We start from the raw sequence: 23,121 nt of genomic DNA on the forward strand, positions 1-23,121 counted from the left end.
GGCCCGGCGGCGGGCTTGCGCCCGGAGGGCACCGGACCACTCCGGACGTTTCATTCACTTTCAGGCACTATTTGGTCGACCGGCGGCCGGAGTCGACGTACGCTGGGGATCGACGGCTGTCGTATCCCGGACAGCGGATGCCAGGTTTGGCCGGATAGCCCGACTCCGGCCGGGCCCCGCCAGCGTGGATCCATCCGGTTGGTCCCGCGGGGATCAACCGTGGGTGTACGGTGTCGCCGTCCGGCATTACCCGGCGTCTCGGCGGTGTTGCACCCAGGTCACCACGGCGTGGCGGGCACTTCGGCGCCCGCGCAACCCCCGAGCCGGGGGGCGCGTTACGTTGGACGTCTGGCTACCGGCGGGGTGGAATCCGACGCCGGGGCCACAACGTGGACAGGGCGGTCCGCGGCGCGAAGATTGTGAGTGAGGGCAGGGGAGAAGTGCCGAGCAACGCCAGGAGTACCCGTCTGGTCATCGTCGAGTCACCGGCGAAGGCCAAGACGATCTCGGGCTATCTCGGCCCGGGGTACGTCGTGGAGGCGAGCCTGGGGCACGTCCGTGACCTGCCGCGCAGCGCCGCCGACGTGCCGGCGGAGTACAAGGGGGAGCCCTGGGCCCGGCTCGGCGTCGACGTCGACAACGGCTTCGCCGCGCTCTACGTCGTCTCGCCGGACCGTAAGCAGCAGATCGACAAGCTGAGCAAGCTCACCAAGAAGGTCGACGAGGTCCTCCTCGCCACCGACGAGGACCGCGAGGGTGAGGCGATCGCCTGGCACCTGGTCGAGACGCTCAAGCCCGAGGTGCCGGTCAAGCGGATGGTCTTCCACGAGATCACCCGGCAGGCCATCCAGGCGGCGGTCGCCAACCCGAGGGATATCGACCGCGACCTGGTCGACGCCCAGGAGGCCCGGCGAATCCTGGACCGCCTGTACGGCTACGAGGTCTCCCCCGTGCTGTGGAAGAAGGTCATGCCGAAGCTCTCCGCCGGTCGGGTGCAGTCGGTGGCGACCCGGATCGTGGTGGAGCGCGAGCGGCAGCGGATGGCGTTCCGCACCGCCGAGTACTGGGACATCCTCGCCACCCTGGCCGTACGCGACGGCGGGGAGGGCCCGCGTACCTTCCACGCCACCCTCGTCGCACTGAACGGGGATCGGATCGCCACCGGCAAGGATTTCGAGCCCACCACCGGGCGGGTGCGCCCTGAAGCCGGCGTCCTGCACCTCGACGCGGACGGCGCGCGAGGACTGGCCGCCCGGCTCGACGGGCGGCCTTTCACTGTCACCCGGGTCGACGAGAAGCCCTACCGGCGGCGGCCGTACCCGCCGTTCATCACCTCGACGCTCCAGCAGGAGGCGGCGCGCAAGCTCCGGTTCTCGTCCCAGCAGACCATGCGCACCGCGCAGCGGCTGTACGAGAACGGCTACATCACCTACATGCGGACCGACTCGGTGAACCTGTCGGAGACGGCGATCGCCGCCGCCCGGCGCCAGATCGTCGAGCTGTACGGCGAGCGGAACGTGCCACCGGAGCCGCGCCGCTACACCGGCAAGGTCAAGAACGCCCAGGAGGCGCACGAGGCGATCCGGCCCGCGGGTGACAACTTCCGCACCCCGGGCGAGGTGGCCAACGAACTCTCCGCCGAGGAGTTCAAGCTCTACGAGCTGATCTGGCGGCGGACCATCGCCTCGCAGATGACCGACGCGGTCGGCTCCAGCGTGTCGGTGCGGATCCGGGCGGTCTCCAGCGCCGGCGAGGAGGCCGACTTCGGTGCCACCGGCAAGACCATCACCGAGCCGGGCTTCCTGCGGGCGTACGTGGAGTCCTCCGACGACGAGAACGCCGAGGCCGAGGACGCCGAGCGGCGGCTGCCGAACCTGGTCAAGGACCAGCCGCTGACCGCCGAGGAGCTGGCGGCCACCGGCCACCACACCCAGCCGCCGGCGCGCTACACCGAGGCGTCCCTGGTCAAGGCGCTGGAGGAGTTGGGCATCGGTCGGCCGTCGACGTACGCGTCGATCATGCAGACCATCCAGGACCGCGGGTACGTCTTCAAGCGCGGCCAGGCGCTGATCCCCTCCTTCCTCGCCTTCGCCGTGGTGGGGCTGCTGGAGCGGCACTACCCCCGGCTGGTCGACTACGACTTCACCGCGGCGATGGAGAACGAGCTGGACGAGATCGCCGCCGGGGACCACGCGGCGGTCGACTTCCTGACCTCGTTCTACTTCGGCAGCCCGAACGGCGGCGACAAGTCGATCGCCCGGGCCGGCGGGCTGAAGAAGATGGTCACCGAGAACCTCAGCGAGATCGACGCCCGTAGCGTCAACTCCATTCCGCTCTTCACCGACGAGGAGGGGCGCGAGGTCGTGGTCCGGGTCGGCCGGTACGGGCCGTACCTGCAACGCAGCCTGCCCGGTGCGGAGCCGGCGCCGCACGCCGAGGGTGAGGACGGCGGCGCGGCCGGCGACCGGGCGCCGATCCCGGACGGCATCGCTCCGGACGAGCTGACCCCGGAGAAGGTGCACGAACTCTTCCTCGGCGGTGGCGGGGAGCGCAAGCTCGGCGAGCACCCGGAGACCGGCGAGCCGATCGTCCTGAGGTCCGGCCGGTACGGCCCGTACGTCTCCAGTGGCGAGCGGACCTCGTCGCTGCTGCGCTCACAGTCTCCGGAGACGCTGACCATGGCGGACGCGCTGCGTCTGCTGTCGCTGCCCCGGGTGGTGGGCGTCGACCCGGAGGGGGCCGAGGTGGTCGCAGCGAACGGTCCCTACGGCCCGTACGTCAAGCGCGGCACCGAGTTCCGGTCGCTGGAGTCCGAGGAGCAGCTCTTCACCATCACCCTCGACGAGGCGCTGGCGCTGCTGGCGGCGCCGAAGACCCGGCAGCGTCGGGCGGCGGCCCCGCCGCTGCGCGAGCTGGGGCCGGACCCGCGGACCGAGAAGCCGCTGGTGATCAAGGACGGTCGCTTCGGGCCGTACGTCACCGATGGCGAGACGAACGTGTCGCTGCGGCGCGGCCAGACCCCGGAGGCGCTGACCCTGGAGGAGGCGTCGGAGATGCTGGCCGAGAAGCGGGCCAAGGGGCCGACGCCCCGGAAGAAGGCGACGAGGAAGGCGGCCGCGAAGAAGGCCTCGGCCAAGGCGGCGGCCGACAGCGAGGCGGGGACGGCCGCGAAGAAGACGACCGCGGCGAAGAAGGCCACGGCGGCGAAGAAGACGACCACGGGGAAGAAGGCCACGGCGGCGAAGCCGGCGCTGGCGAAGAAGGCGACGGCCGGCTAGATCCACGCCGGCCTCGTGTCCCGGGTGCGGGGTGGCGCCGGCGCCGTGCCCGGGGGCGACCGTCCCGCCCCGGGGTCAGGCCTGATCCCGGCGCGGGACAGGGTGCCCCGTCCGCTCCGGGCGGGGCCGGCGGTAACCGTACGTCTCGTACTGCCGACGGAAGCCGAGCGAGGCGTAGAGCCGTCGAGCCGGCAGGTTCTCGGCGTTGTGGTTGACACTGACCGTGGTCAGGCCGAGCGCCCGCATCCGGCGCATCGCCTCCAGCATCGCCGCCCGGGCGAGGCCCCGCCGCTGGAAGTCCCGGTGCGTGCCGACCGGCTCGACGTGGCCGGCCCGGTTGCGTCCGTCGACCCAGTAGACGACGAAGGTGGCGATCCGGCCGTCGGGCGCCTCGACGACGATCTCCCGCTCCGGGTGGTATCCCGGCTTCGTCATCACGGCCGAGCGGTACAGCGCGCCGGTCCAGTCGGTGTCGAAGGAGTGGTTGCGGGCCTCGGCGAGCCGGTCCGCGTCGGCCAGCCGGGCGCCGCGCAGCACGAAACCCTCGGGTACGGAGGGCTCGGGGAGTGGGTCGGTCAGGTCACGCTCGGTGACCTCGTCCCAGGTGCGGAAGCGGGTGAAGCCGAGTTCGGTGAGGAGCCGGATCCGGGTGGTGTCGCGGTCGAACACGTCGGTGAGGACGAACTCCTCGTCGTCGGCGAGGTGTCGGGCGGTTGTCTCGTACGCGTGGCGCAGCATCGCCACCTCGGCCGCGCCGCCGCGGAGCGCGGGGGCGGTGAAGACGTCGAACGCGGCGCCGAACCGCAGGCTGATGGTGAGCCCGACGATCTCGTCGCCGGTCTCCCAGAGCTGGACGAGGTCGCCGACGGGGCGGCGGCCGCGCAGGTTCTCGTAGATCCGGTGCGGCAGTTCGCCGATGTGGTCGTACCCGCAGCGGCCGGCCTCGGCGATCCAGGCCGCGACGGTCGCGGTCAGGCGGGGCAGGTCTGCGTCGGTGTAGGGGCGGGGACGCGGGACGTTGGAGGTCGGGTCGAGAAGGGGCACGGGGCGGCAGCGTAACGGTTGCCTCGGGCCGGCGGCACCGAATTCCCCGCGTCGGAGGCCGCGCGACCCCGCCCACCCGAGCCGGCCGGGGCGGGGCCGGGGTCAGGGGCCGAGGACCCGTCGGGTGTAGGAGTTGGCGAAGATCCGGTCCGGGTCGAGCCGGTCGCGGACCGCCAGGAAGTCCGCGAACCGCGGGTACGCCGGGGCGAGCGACTCCGCGTTCCGGTAGTGCCGCTTGCCCCAGTGCGGCCGGCCGCCCAGCTCCGTCGCCACTTGCTCGAACGCCCGGAAGTACGGCTCGCTCGGGGCCCCGACGTACTGGTGGATGGCGATGTACGCCGACTCGCGCCGATAGCCGTGGGAGAGCCAGATGTCGTCCGGGGCGGTGAACCGGACCTCGACCGGGAAGAGCACCTTGAACGGCAGCCCCTCGATCACCCGACGCAGCCCGGCCAGCGCCTCCGGCAGGGCGGCCCGGGGCAGCGCGTACTCCATCTCCTCGAACCGCACCCGGCGTGGCGTGCAGAAGACGCGGTCGGAGCGGGCGGTGTAGGTGCGGGCGGTCAACGCCCGGGCGGAGATCGCCTGGATGGTCGGGACCAGCGCGGGGGCGGCCCGGCCGAGCCGGCAGGCACCGCCGAAGACCGAGTTGGCCAGGAACTCGTCGTCCAGCCAGCCCCGGAACCGGGGCAGCGGTCGGTCGTCGGCCGGTACCCGATTGTTGAGCTTCACCTGTACCCGGTCGGTGTACGGGAACCAGTAGAACTCGAAGTGGTCGTTCTCCCCCACCAGGGTGGCGAGGTCGGCGAGGGTCGCGGTGAGGGATGCGGGGCGTTCCTCGGCCCGGAGCACGAAGGCGTCGACGCAGCGGAGTGTGATCTCGACGATGACCCCGAGCGCCCCGAGGCCGACCCGGGCCGCGGCGAAGACCTCGGGCTCGACCGTCGCGGAGCAGGTCAGCAGCTCGCCGGTGCCGGTCACCAGGGTCAGCGCCTCGACGAAGGTGGACAGGCAGCCGTAGCCGGCGCCGGTGCCGTGCGTACCTGTGGAGATCGCTCCGGCCACGGTCTGCACGTCGATGTCGCCGAGGTTGGCCAGCGCCAGCCCGTGCGCGGCCAGGAGGTCGTTGAGGGCACGCAGCGACATCCCGGCGGGGACCGTGACCAGCCGGTGCGCGGGGTCGACCCGGACCGGTCCGGCCAGCGCCGTGAGGTCGAGCCACTGGTCGTCGGCGCGGGCGATCGAGGTGAAGGAGTGTCCGCTCCCGACCGGCTTCAGCCGTCGGCCGGCGGCGCGGGTGGCCCGGACCGCGTCGACGACCTCCGCCACGGTCGACGGCCGCAGCGCGGTACCGCTGGTGCGCTGGTTGCCCGCCCAGTTCGACCAGGCGGCGGGGACGGCGGCGGAAGGGGTGGTACGGCCGGACATCGGACCTCCGTACGGCACGGCGGTGCCGGGACGAATGCAAGCTACCGTCGCGTCAATCTGGTTGACGGGAAGTAAAGCAGGATCGTCACGGCGAGTAAATACCACATTTCGCCTGGCTCGTTAGTCCCGGTAGCGTTTCGAAAACCGCGACGCCTAGCAACCTTCATCCCGTCGAAAGGGAGTGGCGACGAGTGTCCACGTCAACCGCCACATCTGGTCCACTGCGCCGCGTACCGGTGCAGGGCCGTAGCGTCGCTCGAGTCCAGCGAATGCTCGACGCCTGCGCGGAGATAGTCGATGAGGTCGGCTACGAAGGGTTGACCACCACCCTGCTCGCCGAGCGTGCCGGTGTGGCCATCGGGTCGGTGTACCAGTTCTTCCCCGACAAGCGAGCGATCGTGCAGGCGCTGACCCTGCGCAACATGGAGGCGTATCTGGAGCGCCTGGCCGAGCGCTTTTCCCGGGGCGATCTGACCCACTGGTGGGACGGCGTCGACGCCGCGATCGACGAGTACGTCACCATGCACCGGGAGGTTCCCGGTTTCCGTACCCTGCACTTCGGCGACGTGGTCGACGTCCACCTGCTCGACGAGAACCGGGACAACAACGGGGTGATCGCCGAGCAGCTCGCCCGGGTGCTCGTCGAGCAGTTCGGCACCACGGACGCGCCCCGGCTCCGCTTCGCGCTGGAGATCGCGGTGGAGGCCGCCGACGCGCTGATCAAGCTCGCGTTCCGGCGGGCGCCCGAGGGCGACGAGGAGGTCCTGGCCGAGGCGACCGCGTTGATTCGGGAGTACCTGCACCGGCACGTCGACGCGGCGGCCCAGTCCGCCGACTGAGCCGGCGGCTCAGAGGAAGCTACCGCCCTCGCCGCGGTACGTCGGCACGGTCTCCACCACCCGGTCCCCCGCGACCAGGTGAATCTCCTCGACGTGCTCGGCCAGCTCGCCGGCCTTGGCGTGCCGGAACCAGACGCGGTCGCCCACGCGGAGCGCGTCGGCGGCCGCTCCGGTCACCGGGGTCTGCACCTCGCCGGCACCCTCGGTCCGGGTCAACCGCAGTCCCGGCGGCAGCCACGGCCGGGGGAGACGGCTGCGCTCGGCCGGCCCGGAGGCGATCCAGCCCCCGCCGAGCAGGGTCGCCACCCCGGCGCCGGGTCGGCGTACCACCGGCAGCGCGAAGAACGCGGCCGGGGTGGGCCGCCAGGCGCGGTAGGCGTCGAAGAGCACGGGTCCGTACAGGCCCGACCCGGCGGTGAGCTCGGTGACCGCCGGGTCGGCCGCGGTCAGGGCGAGGCTGCCGGTGCCGCCGCCGTTGACGAACTCCAGGTCGGCGTGCTCGCGTACCGCGGCCACCGCCGCCGCCCGGCGCCGCAGCAGTTCGCGGTACGAGCGACGCTGCAACAGCCGGATGGCGGCGCCGCGGACCGCCTGGCCGGGCGGGGCGTCGCCGAGCCCGGCGATCTGCGCCTCGTACGACATCAGGCCGACCAGCCGGAAGCCCGGCCGCCCGGCGATGGCGGCGGCCAGTGCGCCGGCGGCGGCGGCCGAGTGCACCGGGGACCGGTAGGCGCCGACGTGCATCCGGGAACCGAGGCGGCCGGGCAGGGGACGCCAGGATGCGTCGAGGTCGAGGCAGACCCGCAGCTCCGCGCGGCGACCCGGCGCCGCGACCGTGTCGACGAGGTCGAGGTGGGCGATGCTGTCGACCATGAGGCAGATCGTGGCGGCCAGGTCGGGGTCGGCGGCCACCTCCGCCAGTGCCGCCCGGTCGGTGGTGGGGTACCCCAGCAGGACGTCGTCGGTCACGCCGGCGCGGACCAGCCAGATCGCCTCGGCCGCGGTGTACGCCATCACGCCCCGCCAGCCCGGGCGGCCGAGAGCCCGCCGCAGCAGCGGCCGGCACCGCAGGGACTTGCTGGCGATCCGGATCGGCTTGCCGGCCGCCCGCCGGGCGAGCGCGGCGGCGTTGGCGTCGAACGCGTCAAGATCGACCACCGCGAAGGGCGGTTCCAGGTGCGCGGTCGCCCGGTCGAGGCGCCGGCGCAGATCGTCGCGGTCGGTGACCATTCGAGCACGGTAGCGGGTTGGCGACCGATGCGAAACTACCTCGCGTCCTTGGTGTGCCGCGGCCGGGCCGGGACCCGCACCGGGCGCCCACGCGGACCGGCATCGGGCATCCCCGAGACCGGCATCGGGCGCCCACGCCGGCCGAGGTCAGCAGGCCGGGACATTGCGGGCCCGGGGGGCGTCGGCGGCTCCGGGAAATGTCAGGGTCAGCGTCGATCAGCGCCCCGACTAGAGTGTGCTGCGGGGAAGCCCAGCGACGGGCCGGCATGCGGAGGGGACGGCCATCGACACGAACCACAGTGGTGCGGAACGCGACGCCGGAGCCGGCTCCGGGACGCCCGCGCCGTCCGACACACCCGCACCATCCGGGCCGTCGGGTCCGCCCACGCCGCCCGACGCGGTCGCGTCCTCCGGAACGTCCACGCCGCCCGGGACGGTCCCGCCACCCGGCGTGGCCGCCCCGCCCCCGGCCGGCCCGGTTGACCGGACCGGCTACCAGGCGCTTCGCTCGGTTCTGCGGATCAGGCCGTTCCGCCGGCTCTGGCTGGTGCTCGGCGCGGCCTCGTTCGGTGACTGGCTCGGCCTGCTCGCCACCTCGCTCTTCGCCGCCGCGCAGGTGACCGGCGACACCGCCAAGGGCCTCGCCTTCGGCGGGGTGATCGCGGTCCGGCTGCTGCCGGCGCTGGTGCTCGGACCGGTCGCCGGGGTGTTGGCCGACCGGTTCGACCGGCGCTACACGATGGTCATCTGCGACCTGCTGCGGTTCGTGCTCTTCGCGTCGATCCCGCTCGCCGCCCTACTGGACGTCGGCGGCGGCCTGGTGGTCGGCTGGGCGGCGGTCGCCACCTTCCTCATCGAGGCGATCACCCTGATCTGGATCCCGGCCAAGGAGGCCGCGGTTCCCAACCTCATCCCGCGCAGCCGGCTCGAGACCGCCAACCAGCTCACGCTGATCACCACCTACGGGCTCACCCCCGTGCTGGCCGCGATCGTCGCCGCGGTGTTGGACCGCAGCATCCGGTCCGCCGCCGGTGGTCCGCCGCCGAGCTGGGCCGAGCCGGCCCAGCTCGCCCTCTACGTCAACTCGCTCACCCGGCTGGCCACCGCGCTGGTGGTCTTCTTCGGGATCCGGGAGATCAGCGGCCGGGGCGGGGTGCGGGAACGCCTCGGGCAGTTCGAGCAGAGCGCGCTGCGGCAGTTCGTCGAGGGGTGGCGGTTCATCGGTACGACCCCGCTGGTCCGGGGGCTGGTCCTCGGCATCTTCGGCGCGTTCGCCGGCGGCGGGGTGGTGATCGGCACCGCCAACTTCTTCACCAAGTCGCTCGCCGCCGGCGAGGCGGCGTTCTCCCTGCTCTTCGGTGCGATCTTCCTGGGCCTGTCGCTCGGCATCGGGCTCGGGCCGATGATCGTCCGGGAGATGTCCCGGCGCCGCTGGTTCGGTCTGAGCATCGTGCTGGCCAGCGCCTCGGTGCTGGTGTTGGCCGGCTCGATCCACCTGTCGATGGCGATCCTCGGTGCGCTGCTGGTCGGCGCCGGGGCCGGGATGGCCTTCCTCGCCGGCACCACGCTGCTCGGCGGGGAGATCGCCGACGAGGTACGCGGCCGGGTCTTCGCCGTGGTGCAGACCGGCACCCGGTTGGTGCTGATCCTGGCCATCTCGCTCAGCAGCCTGCTGGTCGGCCTCGGCGGCTCGTGGCGGCTGCGCGTCGCCGATCTGGAGATCTCGGTCTCCTCGACCCGCCTGCTGCTGCTGGTGGCGGGGTTGGCCGGCATCGCCACCGGCGTCAAGGCGTTTCGCCAGATGGACGACAAGCCGGGCGTACCGGTGCTTGCCGACCTCTGGGGGTCGATTCGGGGCCGGCCGCTGGTCCCGGCCGAGCCGCACCCCACCGCCGGCTTCTTCGTGGTCTTCGAGGGCGGCGACGGGGCCGGCAAGTCGACCCAGGTCACCCGGCTGGCCGAGGCGCTGCGGCGCCAGCACCGGGAGGTGGTGGTGACCCGGGAACCCGGGGCGACCCCGGCCGGGGAGCGGATCCGCCGGCTGGTGCTGGACCGGGCGACCGGCCAGGAGGCCCTGGCGCCCCGGGCAGAGGCGCTGCTGTACGCGGCCGACCGGGCGCAGCACGTCGCCACGGTGGTCCGGCCGGCGCTGACCCGGGGCGCGGTGGTGATCAGCGACCGGTACGTCGACTCCTCGCTCGCGTACCAGGGGGCGGGCCGGACCCTCCCGGTGGAGGAGATCTCCTGGCTGTCGTCCTGGGCCACCGGCGGGCTCAAGCCCGACCTCGTCGTCCTGCTCGACATCGAGCCCCGGATCGGCCTGCGTCGGGTGGCGTCCCGGGGCGGCGAGGCGGACCTGCTGGAGAGCGAGTCGATCGACTTCCACGAGCGGGTCCGGTACGCCTTCCTCGACCTCGCCTCGAGCGATCCCAAGCGGTACCTGGTGCTCGACGCCTCCCGGCCGGCTGACGAGATCGCCGCGCTGGTCGCCGCGCGGGTCACCGACCTGCTCGCCGGCGCCGAGCCGCCAGACCACGCCGATTCGGATCACGCCGACGCGGACCCCGCCGGAAGGACCGACGCCGAATCGGACCACCCGCGGTCGGTCCACCCCGGGTCGGGCGACCCGGACGGCCAGCGGCGACCGGTGGCGGAGAACCGCTCCGCCGGCGGCGTCCTGGGTGGAGTCGAGCTCGAACGGCGGGCCTGATGCCGGACGTCTTCGCCGAACTGATTGGTCAGCCGGAGGCGGTCGAGACCCTGCGCCGGGCCGCCCTCGCCGCGGCCGAGACGGTCCGGGCGGCCGCGGAGCAGGCCGGTCCGGGCGGTAGCGCCGGCCGGGACGCGGCGGATTCGGCGTCGGAGCCGACGCGCGCCCGGTCGGAGGGGCCGGGTGCCGGGAGCGCGATGACCCACGCCTGGATCTTCACCGGGCCACCCGGCTCCGGACGGGAGGTGGCGGCCCGGGCGTTCGCGGCGGCGCTCCAGTGCCTGCGGGGCACCGGCTGCGGGGAGTGCGCCGGCTGCCACACCACCCTTGCCGGCACCCACGCCGACGTCCGCTTCGTGATCCCCGAGGGGCTGTCGATCGGCGTCTCCGAGATGCGGGAGCTGGTGCTGCGCGCGGCGAGCACCCCGAGCGGGGGCCGGTGGCAGGTGCTGGTGATCGCCGACGCCGACCGGCTCACCGAGGCGGCCGGCAACGCCCTGCTGAAGGCGATCGAGGAGCCGCCGCCGCGTACCGTCTTCCTGCTCTGCACTCCCTCGACCCACCCGGACGACATCTCGGTGACGATCCGGTCCCGGTGCCGGGTGGTGGCGTTGGTTCAGCCGTCGCCGGAGGCGGTGGCGGCGGTGCTGCGGGACCAGGACGGCGTCGCGCCGGACGTGGCGGCCTGGGCCGCGGCGGCGGCCCAGGGGGACGTCGAACGGGCCCGCCGTCTGGCCCGGGACCCGGAGGCCCGGAAGCGGCGGGAGGCGGTGCTGGCACTGCCGCGCCGGCTGACCGGCGTCGGTGCCTGTTTCGACGCCGCCTCCGTCCTCATCGAGGCGGCCGAGGCCGAGGCAGCGGCGGCCGTCGCGGAGGCGGATGCGGCCGAGCGGGCGGCGTTGGAGACCGCCCTGGGAGCCGGGGGCACCGGGCGCGGGGCGGCCGGGGCGATCCGCGGCGCGGCCGGGCAGCTCAAGGAGCTCGAACGGCGGCAGAAGTCCCGGGCGACCCGCGCCCAGCGGGACGCGCTGGACCGGGCGCTGGTGGACCTGGCCGGCTTCTACCGGGACGTGTTGACGGTCGCGATGCGCGCCCCGGTCGCGCCGGTGCACTCCGACCTGGCGGCGATCGCCGCCGCCGCTGCCGAGCGGTGGACCGCCGAGAGCACCCTCCGCCGCCTTGAGGCCGTCCTCACCTGTCGGACGGCGATCGAGACCAACGTCAAGCCGCGGATCGCCGTCGAGGCGATGATGCTCGCCCTCTGGCGCGGCTGACTCCCGCGGCTGGGGCACGACCCGGCCGTGCGGTGCCGTGGACCGACCTGGGGCTCGTCCTGTCCAAAAGGCGATAACAACTATCCAAATGGCGATAACAAGCGGCTCTTCCGTTTCGTCTGGTGGACCCGGTACGGTCCAGTGCCGTAACGCATCGACGTCAGCGCATTCCGTGTGTCGACGCCCCTCGCCCGGCCGGGCGCGGTGGCGGCCGACGGGCATCCGGGCGATGGGAGAGGGCCGGCCGATGGGGCGGGAGATCGACGAGGCCTGGGTCGAGGAGGCGATCGAGCGCTATCGCCGAATCGAGGCGCTCCAGGCCGAATTCGAGCGGGCCGTCCGCCGGGCCGAGGTCACCGTGCGGTCTCCGGACGGCCTGGTCGAGCTGGTCGTGACCGCCGACGGGACGATCAGCGACCTCCGCTTCCTGGGGTCGTTGCAGGTCCGTGGTGGCGCCGAGGTCGCCCGGTCCGTGCTGAGCGCCCTCTCCGCTGGCGAGGACGCCGCCCGGTGGGCCCGGGAGAAGCTGCGCACCGAAGTTTTCGGCGAGTACCGCCGGCTCACGGAGGCCTGAGTGGACGCCCTGCACGACCTCGCCGGCCGGCTCGACGACGCGGGCGAGACCCTGGCCCGGCTTGCCCGCCGGCTGCCGTACGCCGGGCCGCCGGAGGCCGCCCTCGACCCGACCAGCCCCGGTCGGCCGGGAGAGATCGGCCGGCTCCTGCACCGGCAGTGGCTGACCGCGCTCGACGACCGGATCCGGGAGCTGAGCGCCGCCGCCGACCGGCTGGCCGACACCGCCGCAGCGTTGCGGAGCGCGGCCCGGGAGTACGCCGACGCCGACGATGCCGTACGGCGCCGACTCGCCGGGGAGGCGTGATGGGCGGCCCGCCCCGCGGTGCTTCCGACCGGGGCGTCGTCGGCCGCGGCGCCTCCGGTCGTGGTGGGTTCGCGCACGACGCCTCCGGTCGTGGCGGCTCCGCGCACGATGCCCTCGGCCGTGGTGGTCTCGCGCACGATGCCCTCGACCAGCTCGCCGGCCCGGCGGGCGAGCTGCTCGACCGGGTCGACCGGCTCCTCACCGCCGCCGGAGCGCCCGACGGGCACCGGATCTGGCCGCTGCTTCGCCAGCTCCGGGCGCTGCCCGGGGACGTCCTGCGGGCGGTGCTTGCCTGTCGACCCGGGCCGCTGCTCGCCGCCGCCTCCACCGCCCGGACGGCCTGCCGGGCGTACGACGAGGCGCGGGCCGTCCTCGCGGATGGCGGCTCGTGGCAGGGGGCGGCCGCCGAGGCGTACGCCGCGCGGCGCCGCTCGCTCGCGACGTACCTGGGGGAGGGCCCGGAGGGCCTGGCCGGGCGGATGGGGGCCACCGCCGGGTACGCCGAGGCGGTCGCCGACTGGATCGGCCGGACCCGTACCGCGCTGGCCCGTACCCTCGCCGACGTGCTCGGCTCGGCCGAGGCGGTCGCGGTGGTGACGACGCGGGACGCCGAGCCGAACGCCGTCGTACCGGCCGCCGCCGAGATCGGCGCCCGGGTGCTGGCCACGGTCGCCGAGGCGTACGACGCGGCGGAGGCGCTGCCGCGCCGGTGGGCGCCGGAGCTGGTCGAGGCGGTCCACCGGCCGTCGGACGGGGCGGACCCGCCGCTCGGCCCGGGCGCCGGCCCGGTCGTGGTCTGACCGAGCCGCGCCGCCGCCCGCGCTGACGATCTCCCCGACGGGGCCTCGGCGGCGGGTGGGATCCGTCGTAGGGTGGGGCGCATGGGCATGCTGTGCGCGGTCAGCTTCAACCGTTACGGCCGCCTCTACTACCTCGATCCGGGTGACCTGCGTCCCCGGGTCGGCGACTGGGTGTTGGTCCCGACCGACGACGGCCCCGAGGTCGCGGAGTGCGTCTGGGCCGCGCAGTGGGTCGACGAGGACACCAGCGGCTTCCCCCGGCTGGCCGGGATGGCCACCGAGGCCGATCTGCGCCGCGACGAGCTGTTGCGCCGGCGTAAGGCCGAGGCGAAGGTGGCGGCGAAGCGGCTGATCCGGGAGCACGGGCTGCCCATGAAGGTGGTCGCCGTCGACCACGTCCTCGACTCCTCGTCGTCCGGTTCGAACGGGCCGAGGACCACCATCTACTTCACCGCGCCCCACCGGGTCGACTTCCGCTCCCTGGTCCGTGACCTTGGCGCGACGCTCCACTGCCGGGTCGAGCTGCGCCAGCTCTCCGCCCGGGACTCGGCCCGGGTGCAGGGCGGCATCGGTTCCTGCGGGCGGGACCTCTGCTGCGCCACGTTCCTGACCGACTTCGAGCCGGTGACCATCCGGATGGCGAAGGACCAGGACCTGCCGCTGAACCCGCTGCGGATCTCCGGGGCCTGTGGCCGGCTGATGTGCTGCCTGAAGTACGAGCACCCGCTCTACGCCGGAAGCGCCACCTACCCGGCGGCCGGTCAGCGGGTCCAGACGCCGGACGGGCCGGCGAAGGTCGTGTCCCGGCACCCCCCGAGCGAGACGGTCACCGTGCGGCAGCTCTCCGACGGCGCCGTCAAGCGGTGCGCCCTCTCCGAGGTCTGCGGATCACGCCGCGCCTACGAGGACCGGTCCTGACGCTTCCCCGGCCTCCACTCCGCAGAAATGCCCGGATTGGCGGGGCCAGCGCACGCTATGGGCCGCTGTTCGTGGCGGGTCGATTCGACCGAGGGGAACCGACGATTCCGTCCTGGAATTCTCGGATCAGGAGTGCCCGGCGAATCATTCGGGTCACCGGAACCCAGGCGATGAACCGTTCGTACAGTGCGGCGGGGTCCGGCCCCGGGTTCGGATGGAGTGTGTACAGTTCGCGCGTTGCCTCCTGCACCATGAGTCCGAGGTACACGAACAGCGCCAGAGGGTCGAGGCGGTACTCCTCGCAGAGCGCCGCTCGTGCCGTCTCGCAGGGCCAGTCGAGATGGCATGCCCGGCACGTCCACAGTGGTCGGCGCGGGGTGTGTTCGGGGTCTCGGCCGGTTGGCGCGGCCATGTTTCGCAGCACGACGACGCCCACCGTCACCGCCCCGCGCCGGCGCGGGAGATCTGGGCGGGGGTGAGCCGGCCGGCTCGGCCCGCGTGGTGACCGGTGGCGGCGTTCCAGGCAGGTGACTGGTTCGCGGTGGCGGTGTTCCGGGCAGGTGACTGGTTCGCGGTGAGCCGGGGCCGGGCCGGCGGCGGGGAGCCCAGGGCCGGCCGGGGGCGCGCCCCGGCCAGGGGCGTCGTGGCGAGCCACGTGGGCACGGCAAGCACCGCAGCGCCCGGTGCCGTCGAGTACGGCAGATCCAGCATCGACACGTCGCCGGGGCAGCGCCACCAGCGTCGGCACCGGCACCGCAGCCACAGCCAGCACCAGTCCCGGCCGTGCCGTCGGATGTGTCGCCTGCGAGGTCCCATCGGGTCACCCCTTCGCCTGTCGCGGAATCCGGAGAACGGGGACCGGTCGTGCCCTGACCCGATCCCGTCTGGGCGGCCGGGACGAGTCACGCGGGGGAGAGGGGTTGGGGCCATCCGCGCGTCGGGTCACCCGCCCCGGCCTCAATCCACCCTGGACGTCATTGCGGCGAAGCGGAATATTGGAGGCCGTGAAATAGACCGGATGTATTGTGATCGACCTTCATGCGGCGGTGATACGGCGTGCACGATCTACGGAAACTCGTCAAACAGCGACGCACCGAGCGTGGCCTGACGCAAGGGCAACTCGCGAAAGCGATTCGCGTCAGTGCCTCACTTGTCGCCTCGATCGAGAACGGGCGGCTGGTGCCGCAGCCGGACACCGCCGAGCGGCTCGACTCGGTGCTGGAGGCGGATGGGGCGATCATCGACGCGGCCAACGCCGCGCGAGAGGACGCGATGGCGCCCTGGCTGCGTCCCTGGACGGATCACGAGCAGCAGGCCACGATGATCCGTACGTGGGAACCGACGCTGATACCGGGCCTGCTCCAGACCGAGGCGTACGCCCGCGCCGTGCTCGGCGTCGGCCCGCACACCCCCGCTCAGGTCGACGAGATGACCGCCAAGCGGCTGGCTCGGCAGGCCGCCACCCTGGACCGCGACCCTCCGGTGACGCTGTCGGCGATCGTGGGTGAACCCGCGCTCCGGTACGGTGATCCGGTCCTGCTTCGTGGTCAGCTCAACCACCTGCTGAAGCTTGGCGAGCGACCCGGCGTCGGCATCCGGGTGATCCCCTTCTCGGCCGGCATCCACCCGGGTCTGACCGGTGCCTTCGCGGTGGCGACCCTGGCGGGGCGCCGACCGGTCGGCTACCTGGATGACCAGCTACGCGGCCGGGTGGTTGCGGACGCCGACGACCTCGCCACCCTAGAGTGGACCTGGGAGGCCCTGTCCGGGCGGGCGTTGCCCATCGAGCAGACCCGGGAACTGATCGGTAGGTTGGTCCATGAGCACAGGTGAGTTGAGTTGGCGGAAGTCCAGCCGCAGCGGCTCCAACGGCGGAAACTGCGTCGAGGTTGCCGACCGTCCCGGCCGTGTTTTCGTCCGGGACAGTAAGGATCCGTCCGGTCCGGTGTTGGCCTTCGGGCCGGTGGCGTGGCGGCACTTCCTCAACCTGGTCAGGCAGCACGGCTGAGTCGCGCGTCTGCGTCGAGAGCCCCGGTCGACACCGACGGCGCCGCCGGGGCCTCGACGGTCGTGACAAGCCTGCCGCGTGGCGGGTTCGATCGGCGGTCATCCGATCGATGGTCAGCGGAAGTCGTCGGCGTGGTCGCGCGCCCACTGCGCGAACGTCCGCGCGGGGCGCCCGGTCACGTCCTGCGCGGTGGGCAACGGCCCGCGCTCCCCGAGATTCAGGTTCTCGATCGACGTCGGGTCGGACTCGTTGCCCGCGTAGTCGGTGAAGCCGAGGAGGAAGTCGGCGTTGTCCGCCGCGAACCCGCCCTGCTGCCGGTAGAGTTCCCGCGCCCGCTCCGGGGTCACCACCTCCAGCCGTACGTCCCGCCCGATCGCCTCGGCGATGGCCCGCACCTGTTCCCGACGGCTGATCAGCTCCGGCCCGTTCAGGTCGTACGCCCTGCCGTGGTGCCCGTCCTCCAGCAGCGCGGCGGCGGCGACCTCGGCGATGTCACGCTCGTGCACCGGGCACCACGCCACGTCGGGAAAGGGTTCGCGGACCACGCTCTCCGCCCGGATCGACGGCCCCCAGATCCAGAGCCGGTTGGCCATGAACTCGCCCGGACGTACGTGTGTCCACTCCAGACCGGACTCCTCCACCGCCCGCTCCACCGGAGGGTGGAAGTCGATGTCGAAGCCGCCCGTGACGGCACCGGAGGAGAGCACCACGACACGTCGGACGCCCGCCTGCCTCGCCCGTTCGACCACCTCGCGTGCCGTCTGGGCGACCGGGAAGAGGTACATGCGCTCCACACCGGTGAGGGCAGCCGTCATCCCCGCGGGCTTCGTCAAGTCGCCCGGCACCACCTCGACGCCGTCCGGAAACCGGGCCGACCGCGGGTCACGGGTCATCGCGCGTACCCGTTCGCCCGCCTTCACCAGGAGCTCGACCACCAGCCGTCCCACGGTCCCGGTGGCACCGGTCACCAAAATTGTCATGCCTCCTCCTCAGCGTGCGCGATGGGCTTTCGCGTGCATGCCGAACCGCGCGTCGTGGACGCGGCGCGGTAGCGATTTGCGCCCGTCGCGACGACGGGCGAAGACGACTCATCTTTACCTGGGAAATGGCGCTCAAGCAAACGCGAACACGCTGTTCACATTTGCCGTGACCTGCGCAGACGACCGCCCTGTCTGGCAACCGAATCGTGGAACGCAATCGGTACGTAGGGGGAATCCCCTGGGGGATGAGGCATCACAGATCCTCCGGTAGGTAGATTCGTGAGATGCGGTCGGCTCGTACGGTCGGCGGCGTGCGATACATTCGACATTGCGTGCTGGCGGCCATGGCCGCGATACTCGCCCCCGCTGTGGCCGTGCCAGCGCATGCGATGACCAATGGGCAACCCGTCGACGATCCGACGGCCGCACCGTGGGTGGCCACGCTGGCGTTCGCGAACGGCAGTGCGCTTGTTCCTGACACTGCCCCGCTCCTGCAACGGGCGACCTGCGGTGGTGCGTTGATCACGCCGACCCGGGTGCTCACCGCGGCTCACTGCCTGGACCGCGTCGATCCCAGCGGTCTGGAAGTGCACATCAATGCCCGCGTGCTGTCGGAGGAACGTGGCGTGGTCCGGCGCGTCGCCGGCGTGTCGGTGTTGCCCGGATACGAGGTGCTGCCGTCGCCGGTGGACCCGACCGACGCCAATCTGGCCAGTGCCCGCAACGACCTGGCGATAGTCGTGCTGGATCGGGCGGTGACCTCGGTGCCACCGATCCCGGTGGCAGCTGTGGCGCCGCAGCCGGGTGCGTCGGTGTCGCTGTTCTCCCACGGCAGCACCGGCTCATCCGGGCCGGATTTCCGCAACGACGTCTTGCACCGCGGCGACCTGACCGTCATCGATCACGCGACCTGTCAGGCGCAGACCCCGGCGACCGTCGACGCCGAATCGGTGACCTGCGCGGAGGACTATCAGACCGGCGTGAACGTCTGCTACCAGGACAGCGGTAGCCCGATCGTGCAATACCACGACGACGGGCCGGTGCTCGTCGGTGTGATGAGCTTCGGCGGCGAGACGGCCGGGAAGCCCTGTGCGGACACGCCGCAGCCGGTGGCATTCGCCACGGTGCCCAGATTTCGCGCGTGGGCTCATCAGCCGACGCCGGCGTTGGAGCCGTATCCGGCGCGGCAGCCGAGAATCGCGGGAATTGCGCAGGTGGGGAAACGGCTGCGGTGCGTCGCGCCGACGTGGGACATCTGGCGGGGAGGCATGCCCGACCACATCTCGTACGGCTGGGCCACGGTCACCCGCGTTGGTCCGTTCGCCATCCCCACCCCGATCGAGGGGGCCGACGAGCCGACCTTCGTCCCGACCGCCGCGCACGCCACCAGTGCGCTGACCTGCCAGGTGACCGCCGCCAACCGCGCCGGCGCCAGCCAGGCACAGGCACCGCCGGTCACCGTGGCGAGTGAGATCGCGGCCGAGTCGTACGCACGCTGAACCCGACGAGGAGGTGACGGCATCGGAGCCCGCCAACCGGCTGTGCCGGGTGGCGGGCTCCGCGGCGTCCCGCGGAATCGCGTGTCCGCGCACCGTGGAGCGGCGCCGACCCGCCCTCCGGCCCGCGGTGCACCGCACGGCTCAGCGGAGGGTGAACGGCGGCTCGGCGAGGCGTACCCGTAGCGGCTGCTCGGGGCCCAGCCAGGCGGCGTCTGGCGGGGCGTCCGGTTCGGGTCGCCAGCGCCGGCAGATTCGGTCCACCGCCAGTGGGTAGCAGGTCAGGGTGCCGTCGCTGGCGATGTGCAGTCGGAGGAAGCTCTTCGCGTCCTCGATGCCCTGGGCCGCGTACAGCTCGTTGAGGTTGACCCCGAACTCTCCGGCGACCAGCAGGTAGAGCGCGACCAGCAGGCTCGCGGCGAGGCCGGCGACCGGCCCGTACCCCACGGCGGCGGCGACCGCCGGCTGTGGCCACTGCGCGTCCCAGAACGGGAGCTGCAACCAGGTCCAGGCGCCGGCGGCGGCCAGCCCGAGGTGGGCGAGGCCGTGGCTGATGCCGAGCAGCCAGTGCCGGACGTGCCGTTTGCCGCCGGCGCTCGGCGGCTTGGCGAAGACCGCCGCCCCGAGCATCGTCACGGTCAGCATCGCCACCAGTGGGATGCTGAACAGCCGCTGCGCGGTCGGCTCGATGCTGGGCAGCGCCACCCCGGCCATGGTCAGCATCAACATCGTGTGCAGGATGCCGAGCAGGGTGGCGAAGCCGGGGTTGCGCAGCGGCAGCCGGCCGAAGATGCCCCAGGCGTACCGGCGGGACCGGGCCGGGTCCGGATAGCGGGCGACCAGGTCGTACGGCTGGCTGTGGCTGGCCCGGCGCATCAGCGTGTCCCGGGGCGGCACCTCGATCCGCCTGGGCAGCTTGTGCGTGGGATAGAGGTAGGCACCCCCGCCGCCACAGGTGACCAACTCGCGGCCGGGGCCGGAGTAGCGGGCGTAGTGGTGCAGGTCGCCGGAGAGCAGCAGCTTCACCTGGGCACCGGTCGGCGCGACCACGGTACGGATGAAGTAGTCGACGCTGTCGTACGCGCCGGGTCGGTCGACGGCCTTGACCCAGGACGGCTCCGGCACCGCGATGATCACCCGCGACTCGGGGGTGAGCCGGGTGGCGGCCTCCTCGAAGTAGCGCAACTGCGGATCGTCGAGGTACGCCCCGGACTGGCCGTCCAGGCCGTAGAGCCACCAGCCCGCCGGCAGCTCGACCGCGAAGTACGACCGGCGCTGCTGGGTCTGCCAGCCGCCGATCGCGGCGTCCCGGGAGGCGGCGAAGACCCGGAGGAAGGCGGTGAGGCCGTCGTACCAGTCGTGGTTGCCGGGTACGGCGTAGAGCACCGGGGCGGGCCCCTCGGCCGGCGGCTGCGGCAGCGCCGCCTGGTACGGCCCCTTGCACCGGTTCTCGTACGCCTCGCCGCTGGCGGTCGGGTAGACCTGGTCGCCGCCCATCAGGAGTACCTGTCCCCGGGGCAGCCGTTCCCCGTCGACCTCCAGTTCCGCGCGGGAGAGCAGCCAGGCGACCGAGTACGTGGCGTGGAAGCCGTCGCCGAGGTCGGCGACGAAGTCGAGCCAGAGGTCCCCGTCCGGGCCGACCTGTCGGTGGATCCGGCTGGGAAGCGCGCTCTGTAGCTCTCGTTTGTCCAGGTATGCCCCGAAGAGTAGGGCGAACAGCGTCCGTAGCCCGGTGCTGACCAGCAGCAGTGGCGCCAGCCAGGGGACCGGACGCTGCGGGGTGAAGCCGAGTTCCCGGGGATCCAGGGTGCGCGGGCGGCGTGCGGTCACGGGCTCGACCGGATCCGGCCGGGGTGATCGGATCGGGATGTCGGCGGGCCGGCCGGACGGAGCGGTCGGCCGGGGGGCGTGCTCGCTCATCGATGGAAGCCTAGCCGGACCGGGCACGGGGCAGCTGTCCACGAACAGACCGCCGACCGCCGGTCGGGAAACCCCCGCAGCGGCCGGGCGAGGCGTGTCGTACACTTGCCGACGTTGCCGCCTTAGCTCAGTCGGTCAGAGCGACGCACTCGTAATGCGTAGGTCCGGGGTTCGATTCCCCGAGGCGGCTCAGCCCAGAGGCCCAGGTCAGAGATCTGGGCCTCTGCCGCTTTCCGAGATCCACCGCGCCGCCGGGAGCGCCGGTCCAGACTCCGCGCCGCGATCGCCCGTTCCGCAGGTGGGCAACCGCGTCCAGGTCACCCGCGCCGGGTGACGCCCCGGCCCGCCGGGGTGGCGCGGAGTGCCCCAAGCGGTCCGGCGGTGGTCCGGCGTCTAACCCGGCCAGTCGATCGCGTCGAGGAACTCCTCCACGGCGACCACGACCCGGCTGAGGACCGCGATCGACTCGGTGAGCGGGCCCGGCACGTACATGCCGTGATCCGCGCCCTCCACCTCCAGCACGTGGGGTGTCAACCGGCGGGCGAGGTCACCGCCCCACACGACGTCGGCCGTACCACCCACGAGCAGGAACGGTGCGGTCGCCCGACGCAACGCCTCGGCCACCCAGGGCATGCGGAGCAAGGGCGTGAGCCACACGGCGGGCAGGGACCTCTCGGCGGCGATCGCCGCCGCATTCGTACCGCGAGACTTGCCGATCAGCAGCGGGCGGCCGCCAATGGCGTCGAGCACCGGCGTGATTTCGCCGCGAACCCAGCTTTCGACCTCTGGCTCGTTGGGGTGTGGGCACTCCGTGGACCACGAGTGCCGATGCACCGTCGCCCCTCGCCGTTCCGCCACGTCGCCGGCGTACATCGGGAGTGGAGCAGCCGGCCCGAACATCCCGCCAGGGATCACGACAACGTCAGCCATGCGACGACGGTAGCCCCGGTGCACCGACGTGACTGACGGTGGCTGCCTGATCATTGTGATCGTGAGCGCTCCGGGGCGCGGCCGTACGCCGGGGCCGCCGAGGTTTGCCGCCGCACCGTTCGGGTACCGCCCTCCACAGCGTCGACGCGGTGGGGCGCGGCTCGTACCGGTCTCCGCCGAGCTGGGAGGCGACCATGATGGGCCGAGCTGGGAGACGACCATGATGGAGAGTCGGGCCAAGGTGCTGGGACACCCGGTACACCCGATGCTGGTGATGTTCCCGATCGCGCTCTTCGTGGCCGCGGTGATCTTCGACGTCGTCGACGTCGCCGGTGGCCCCGGCTTTCTCGGGGAGTTGGCGTACTGGAACATCCTGGTCGGCCTGATCGGCGGCGTCCTGGCGGCGGTCGCGGGCCTGATCGACCTGCTGGCCGTCCCGGCCGGCACCCGGGCAAAGCGCGTCGGCGTCGCGCACGCCAGCACGAACCTGGCGGTCCTGCTGCTCTTCGCGGCGATCTGGGCGGTGCGGATGGCCGCCGACGGGCGGGGCGCCGGCGGCGCGCTGGTCGCGATCGAGATCGTCGCGATCGCCGGGGCCGCGCTCGGCGCGTGGTTCGGCGGCGAGCTGGTGGACCGGCTCGGCGTCGGGGTGGACCCGGACGCGGACCTGAACGCCCCCAGCTCGCTCCGCCCCCATCCGGCGGACGGCCACCTCGGCGACGTCCGCTGAACCCCCGCCGGGAATCCGGAGGTACGCCGGGAGCCCGCAGGAGGAGGTGACACGGCACATGGGTGAGTCAGGACGTGACGCGGGACGGGCCGGCCCCGACCGAGGCTGGGACCCGGTGGAGCGGTTGCAGACGCTCCGGACGGAGCTGAGCCGGCTGATCGACTCGGCGCTGGCCGGCCGGGGCGGCAGCCCCGACGTGGAGCTGCGCCAGACCGACGGCGGCTGGACGGTGATCGCCCGGCTTCCCGGCGTCGCGCCCGAGGAGGTGGCGCTCGAACTCGACGACCGCGACCTCTGCATCCGGGCCCGCTCCGAGGCCGAGGTCAACCGCGATCTCGACGTACCCGGGGAGGCGTCCCGGACCCGCGCGCTCGCGCATCGGGTCCGGCTGCCGGCACCGGTCGACGCGGACCAGATCGACGCGGTGATGGACCACGGGCTGCTCACCGTCACCCTGCCCCGGGCGCCCCGGCCGACCCGCCGGACCATCACCATCGGCAGCCGCCGGTACGACCCGGGCCGGCGAGCCGGGCGAGGCACGACCCGCCCCGGCACCCCCGCCGCGGTCGTCGATCCGGCCGCCGACCGGGAGCTGCACCAACCGGACACCGCGCTCGGCACCCCGACACCGCGGTTCACCGCCTGACCGGCCACGG

At 72.9% G+C, this 23,121-nt stretch carries 20 protein-coding genes and 1 tRNA gene; 14 read left to right on the forward strand and 7 right to left on the reverse strand.

Going from position 1 to position 23,121, the window contains the following annotated elements; all coding sequences use genetic code 11:
- The first annotated feature begins 440 nt into the window (after positions 1-440).
- The gene (gene topA, locus EF879_RS03580) at positions 441-3,278 is read left to right on the forward strand and encodes a type I DNA topoisomerase (protein ID WP_123554560.1); all 2,838 of its coding nucleotides are present in this window, start codon (positions 441-443) and stop codon (positions 3,276-3,278) included.
- Between the two features lie 75 nt (positions 3,279-3,353).
- Here the strand turns inward: topA and EF879_RS03585 are convergent, their stop codons facing one another.
- Together EF879_RS03585 and EF879_RS03590 are read right to left on the reverse strand one after the other, a co-directional pair.
- A complete protein-coding gene (locus EF879_RS03585) occupies positions 3,354-4,322 on the reverse strand; it encodes an N-acetyltransferase (protein WP_123554562.1) in 969 nt (322 codons plus the stop codon).
- 102 nt (positions 4,323-4,424) lie between these two features.
- Complete coding sequence (locus EF879_RS03590) at positions 4,425-5,750, reverse strand: D-arabinono-1,4-lactone oxidase (protein ID WP_123554564.1); 1,326 nt, start codon at positions 5,748-5,750, stop codon at positions 4,425-4,427.
- A gap of 191 nt (positions 5,751-5,941) precedes the next feature.
- Here EF879_RS03590 and EF879_RS03595 point away from each other — a divergent pair, with 191 nt between their 5' ends.
- Entirely contained in the window at positions 5,942-6,589 is a 648-nt protein-coding gene (locus tag EF879_RS03595) for a TetR family transcriptional regulator (RefSeq protein ID WP_199736109.1), read from the forward strand.
- 9 nt (positions 6,590-6,598) lie between these two features.
- Here the strand turns inward: EF879_RS03595 and EF879_RS03600 are convergent, their stop codons facing one another.
- Positions 6,599-7,819 (reverse strand): amino acid deaminase/aldolase, encoded by a 1,221-nt coding sequence (locus EF879_RS03600; RefSeq protein ID WP_123554568.1) that lies wholly within the window; start codon positions 7,817-7,819, stop codon positions 6,599-6,601.
- A 547-nt stretch (positions 7,820-8,366) separates the two neighbouring features.
- On the opposite strand from EF879_RS03600, the gene tmk reads away from it, so the two are divergent.
- From tmk to EF879_RS03630, 6 genes are all read left to right on the forward strand, one after another.
- Positions 8,367-10,529, forward strand: a complete 2,163-nt coding sequence (gene tmk, locus EF879_RS03605; RefSeq protein WP_233604246.1) for a dTMP kinase — start codon at positions 8,367-8,369, stop codon at positions 10,527-10,529.
- Complete coding sequence (locus EF879_RS03610) at positions 10,529-11,803, forward strand: DNA polymerase III subunit delta' (protein WP_123554570.1); 1,275 nt, start codon at positions 10,529-10,531, stop codon at positions 11,801-11,803. Before tmk ends, EF879_RS03610 begins: the two co-directional genes overlap by 1 nt.
- Before the next feature lie 247 nt (positions 11,804-12,050).
- Positions 12,051-12,377 (forward strand): YbaB/EbfC family nucleoid-associated protein, encoded by a 327-nt coding sequence (locus EF879_RS03615; protein ID WP_199736110.1) that lies wholly within the window; start codon positions 12,051-12,053, stop codon positions 12,375-12,377.
- Positions 12,378-12,683 carry a hypothetical protein gene (locus EF879_RS03620; RefSeq protein WP_123554574.1) on the forward strand — a complete coding sequence of 102 codons (306 nt, stop codon included), beginning with the start codon at positions 12,378-12,380 and terminating at the stop codon, positions 12,681-12,683.
- Entirely contained in the window at positions 12,683-13,483 is an 801-nt protein-coding gene (locus EF879_RS03625; protein ID WP_233604197.1) for a hypothetical protein, read from the forward strand. Before EF879_RS03620 ends, EF879_RS03625 begins: the two co-directional genes overlap by 1 nt.
- 81 nt (positions 13,484-13,564) lie before the next feature.
- Positions 13,565-14,401 carry a regulatory iron-sulfur-containing complex subunit RicT gene (locus tag EF879_RS03630; protein ID WP_123554576.1) on the forward strand — a complete coding sequence of 279 codons (837 nt, stop codon included), beginning with the start codon at positions 13,565-13,567 and terminating at the stop codon, positions 14,399-14,401.
- Positions 14,402-14,839: 438 nt separating this feature from the next.
- Here the strand turns inward: EF879_RS03630 and EF879_RS03640 are convergent, their stop codons facing one another.
- Entirely contained in the window at positions 14,840-15,217 is a 378-nt protein-coding gene (locus tag EF879_RS03640; RefSeq protein WP_148086346.1) for a hypothetical protein, read from the reverse strand.
- 240 nt (positions 15,218-15,457) lie between these two features.
- Between EF879_RS03640 and EF879_RS03645 the strand changes: the two genes are divergently transcribed.
- Together EF879_RS03645 and EF879_RS03650 are read left to right on the forward strand one after the other, a co-directional pair.
- Positions 15,458-16,234 carry a helix-turn-helix transcriptional regulator gene (locus EF879_RS03645; protein WP_123554580.1) on the forward strand — a complete coding sequence of 259 codons (777 nt, stop codon included), beginning with the start codon at positions 15,458-15,460 and terminating at the stop codon, positions 16,232-16,234.
- Positions 16,221-16,409, forward strand: coding sequence for a DUF397 domain-containing protein (locus tag EF879_RS03650; protein WP_123554582.1), 189 nt, complete (start codon positions 16,221-16,223; stop codon positions 16,407-16,409). Before EF879_RS03645 ends, EF879_RS03650 begins: the two co-directional genes overlap by 14 nt.
- 113 nt (positions 16,410-16,522) lie before the next feature.
- On the opposite strand, the gene EF879_RS03655 is transcribed toward EF879_RS03650, so the two are convergent.
- On the reverse strand, positions 16,523-17,389 hold the full coding sequence (locus tag EF879_RS03655; RefSeq protein WP_123554584.1) for an NAD(P)H-binding protein: 867 nt from the start codon (positions 17,387-17,389) through the stop codon (positions 16,523-16,525).
- Positions 17,390-17,700: 311 nt separating this feature from the next.
- Here EF879_RS03655 and EF879_RS03660 point away from each other — a divergent pair, with 311 nt between their 5' ends.
- Positions 17,701-18,888, forward strand: coding sequence for a trypsin-like serine protease (locus tag EF879_RS03660; RefSeq protein ID WP_199736111.1), 1,188 nt, complete (start codon positions 17,701-17,703; stop codon positions 18,886-18,888).
- A gap of 141 nt (positions 18,889-19,029) precedes the next feature.
- Here the strand turns inward: EF879_RS03660 and EF879_RS03665 are convergent, their stop codons facing one another.
- Positions 19,030-20,805 carry a metallophosphoesterase gene (locus tag EF879_RS03665; RefSeq protein ID WP_123554586.1) on the reverse strand — a complete coding sequence of 592 codons (1,776 nt, stop codon included), beginning with the start codon at positions 20,803-20,805 and terminating at the stop codon, positions 19,030-19,032.
- Between the two features lie 116 nt (positions 20,806-20,921).
- Between EF879_RS03665 and EF879_RS03670 the strand changes: the two genes are divergently transcribed.
- A tRNA-Thr gene (locus EF879_RS03670) sits at positions 20,922-20,995 on the forward strand.
- Between the two features lie 203 nt (positions 20,996-21,198).
- On the opposite strand, the gene EF879_RS03675 is transcribed toward EF879_RS03670, so the two are convergent.
- Positions 21,199-21,735 carry an alpha/beta hydrolase gene (locus EF879_RS03675; RefSeq protein ID WP_123554588.1) on the reverse strand — a complete coding sequence of 179 codons (537 nt, stop codon included), beginning with the start codon at positions 21,733-21,735 and terminating at the stop codon, positions 21,199-21,201.
- Between the two features lie 223 nt (positions 21,736-21,958).
- Between EF879_RS03675 and EF879_RS03680 the strand changes: the two genes are divergently transcribed.
- Together EF879_RS03680 and EF879_RS03685 are read left to right on the forward strand one after the other, a co-directional pair.
- The gene (locus EF879_RS03680; protein ID WP_123555355.1) at positions 21,959-22,465 is read left to right on the forward strand and encodes a DUF2231 domain-containing protein; all 507 of its coding nucleotides are present in this window, start codon (positions 21,959-21,961) and stop codon (positions 22,463-22,465) included.
- Positions 22,466-22,523: 58 nt separating this feature from the next.
- Positions 22,524-23,111 carry an Hsp20/alpha crystallin family protein gene (locus EF879_RS03685; RefSeq protein WP_123554590.1) on the forward strand — a complete coding sequence of 196 codons (588 nt, stop codon included), beginning with the start codon at positions 22,524-22,526 and terminating at the stop codon, positions 23,109-23,111.
- Positions 23,112-23,121 lie beyond the last annotated feature (10 nt).

The organism is Micromonospora sp. HM5-17, from assembly GCF_003762835.1.
Classification (GTDB): Bacteria; Actinomycetota; Actinomycetes; order Mycobacteriales; family Micromonosporaceae; genus Plantactinospora.

What these genes read in the sequence shown, in the direction of transcription:
- EF879_RS03590 (WP_123554564.1), bottom strand. Translation starts at nt 5,750, where the DNA reads ATGTCCGGCCGTACCACCCCTTCCGCCGCCGTCCCCGCCGCCTGGTCG.
- EF879_RS03600 (WP_123554568.1), bottom strand. Translation starts at nt 7,819, where the DNA reads ATGGTCACCGACCGCGACGATCTGCGCCGGCGCCTCGACCGGGCGACC.
- EF879_RS03610 (WP_123554570.1), top strand. Translation starts at nt 10,529, where the DNA reads ATGCCGGACGTCTTCGCCGAACTGATTGGTCAGCCGGAGGCGGTCGAG.
- EF879_RS03615 (WP_199736110.1), top strand. Translation starts at nt 12,051, where the DNA reads ATGGGGCGGGAGATCGACGAGGCCTGGGTCGAGGAGGCGATCGAGCGC.
- EF879_RS03625 (WP_233604197.1), top strand. Translation starts at nt 12,683, where the DNA reads ATGGGCGGCCCGCCCCGCGGTGCTTCCGACCGGGGCGTCGTCGGCCGC.
- EF879_RS03630 (WP_123554576.1), top strand. Translation starts at nt 13,565, where the DNA reads ATGGGCATGCTGTGCGCGGTCAGCTTCAACCGTTACGGCCGCCTCTAC.
- EF879_RS03640 (WP_148086346.1), bottom strand. Translation starts at nt 15,217, where the DNA reads ATGGGACCTCGCAGGCGACACATCCGACGGCACGGCCGGGACTGGTGC.
- EF879_RS03650 (WP_123554582.1), top strand. Translation starts at nt 16,221, where the DNA reads ATGAGCACAGGTGAGTTGAGTTGGCGGAAGTCCAGCCGCAGCGGCTCC.
- EF879_RS03655 (WP_123554584.1), bottom strand. Translation starts at nt 17,389, where the DNA reads ATGACAATTTTGGTGACCGGTGCCACCGGGACCGTGGGACGGCTGGTG.
- EF879_RS03665 (WP_123554586.1), bottom strand. Translation starts at nt 20,805, where the DNA reads ATGAGCGAGCACGCCCCCCGGCCGACCGCTCCGTCCGGCCGGCCCGCC.
- EF879_RS03675 (WP_123554588.1), bottom strand. Translation starts at nt 21,735, where the DNA reads ATGGCTGACGTTGTCGTGATCCCTGGCGGGATGTTCGGGCCGGCTGCT.
- EF879_RS03680 (WP_123555355.1), top strand. Translation starts at nt 21,959, where the DNA reads ATGGAGAGTCGGGCCAAGGTGCTGGGACACCCGGTACACCCGATGCTG.
- EF879_RS03685 (WP_123554590.1), top strand. Translation starts at nt 22,524, where the DNA reads ATGGGTGAGTCAGGACGTGACGCGGGACGGGCCGGCCCCGACCGAGGC.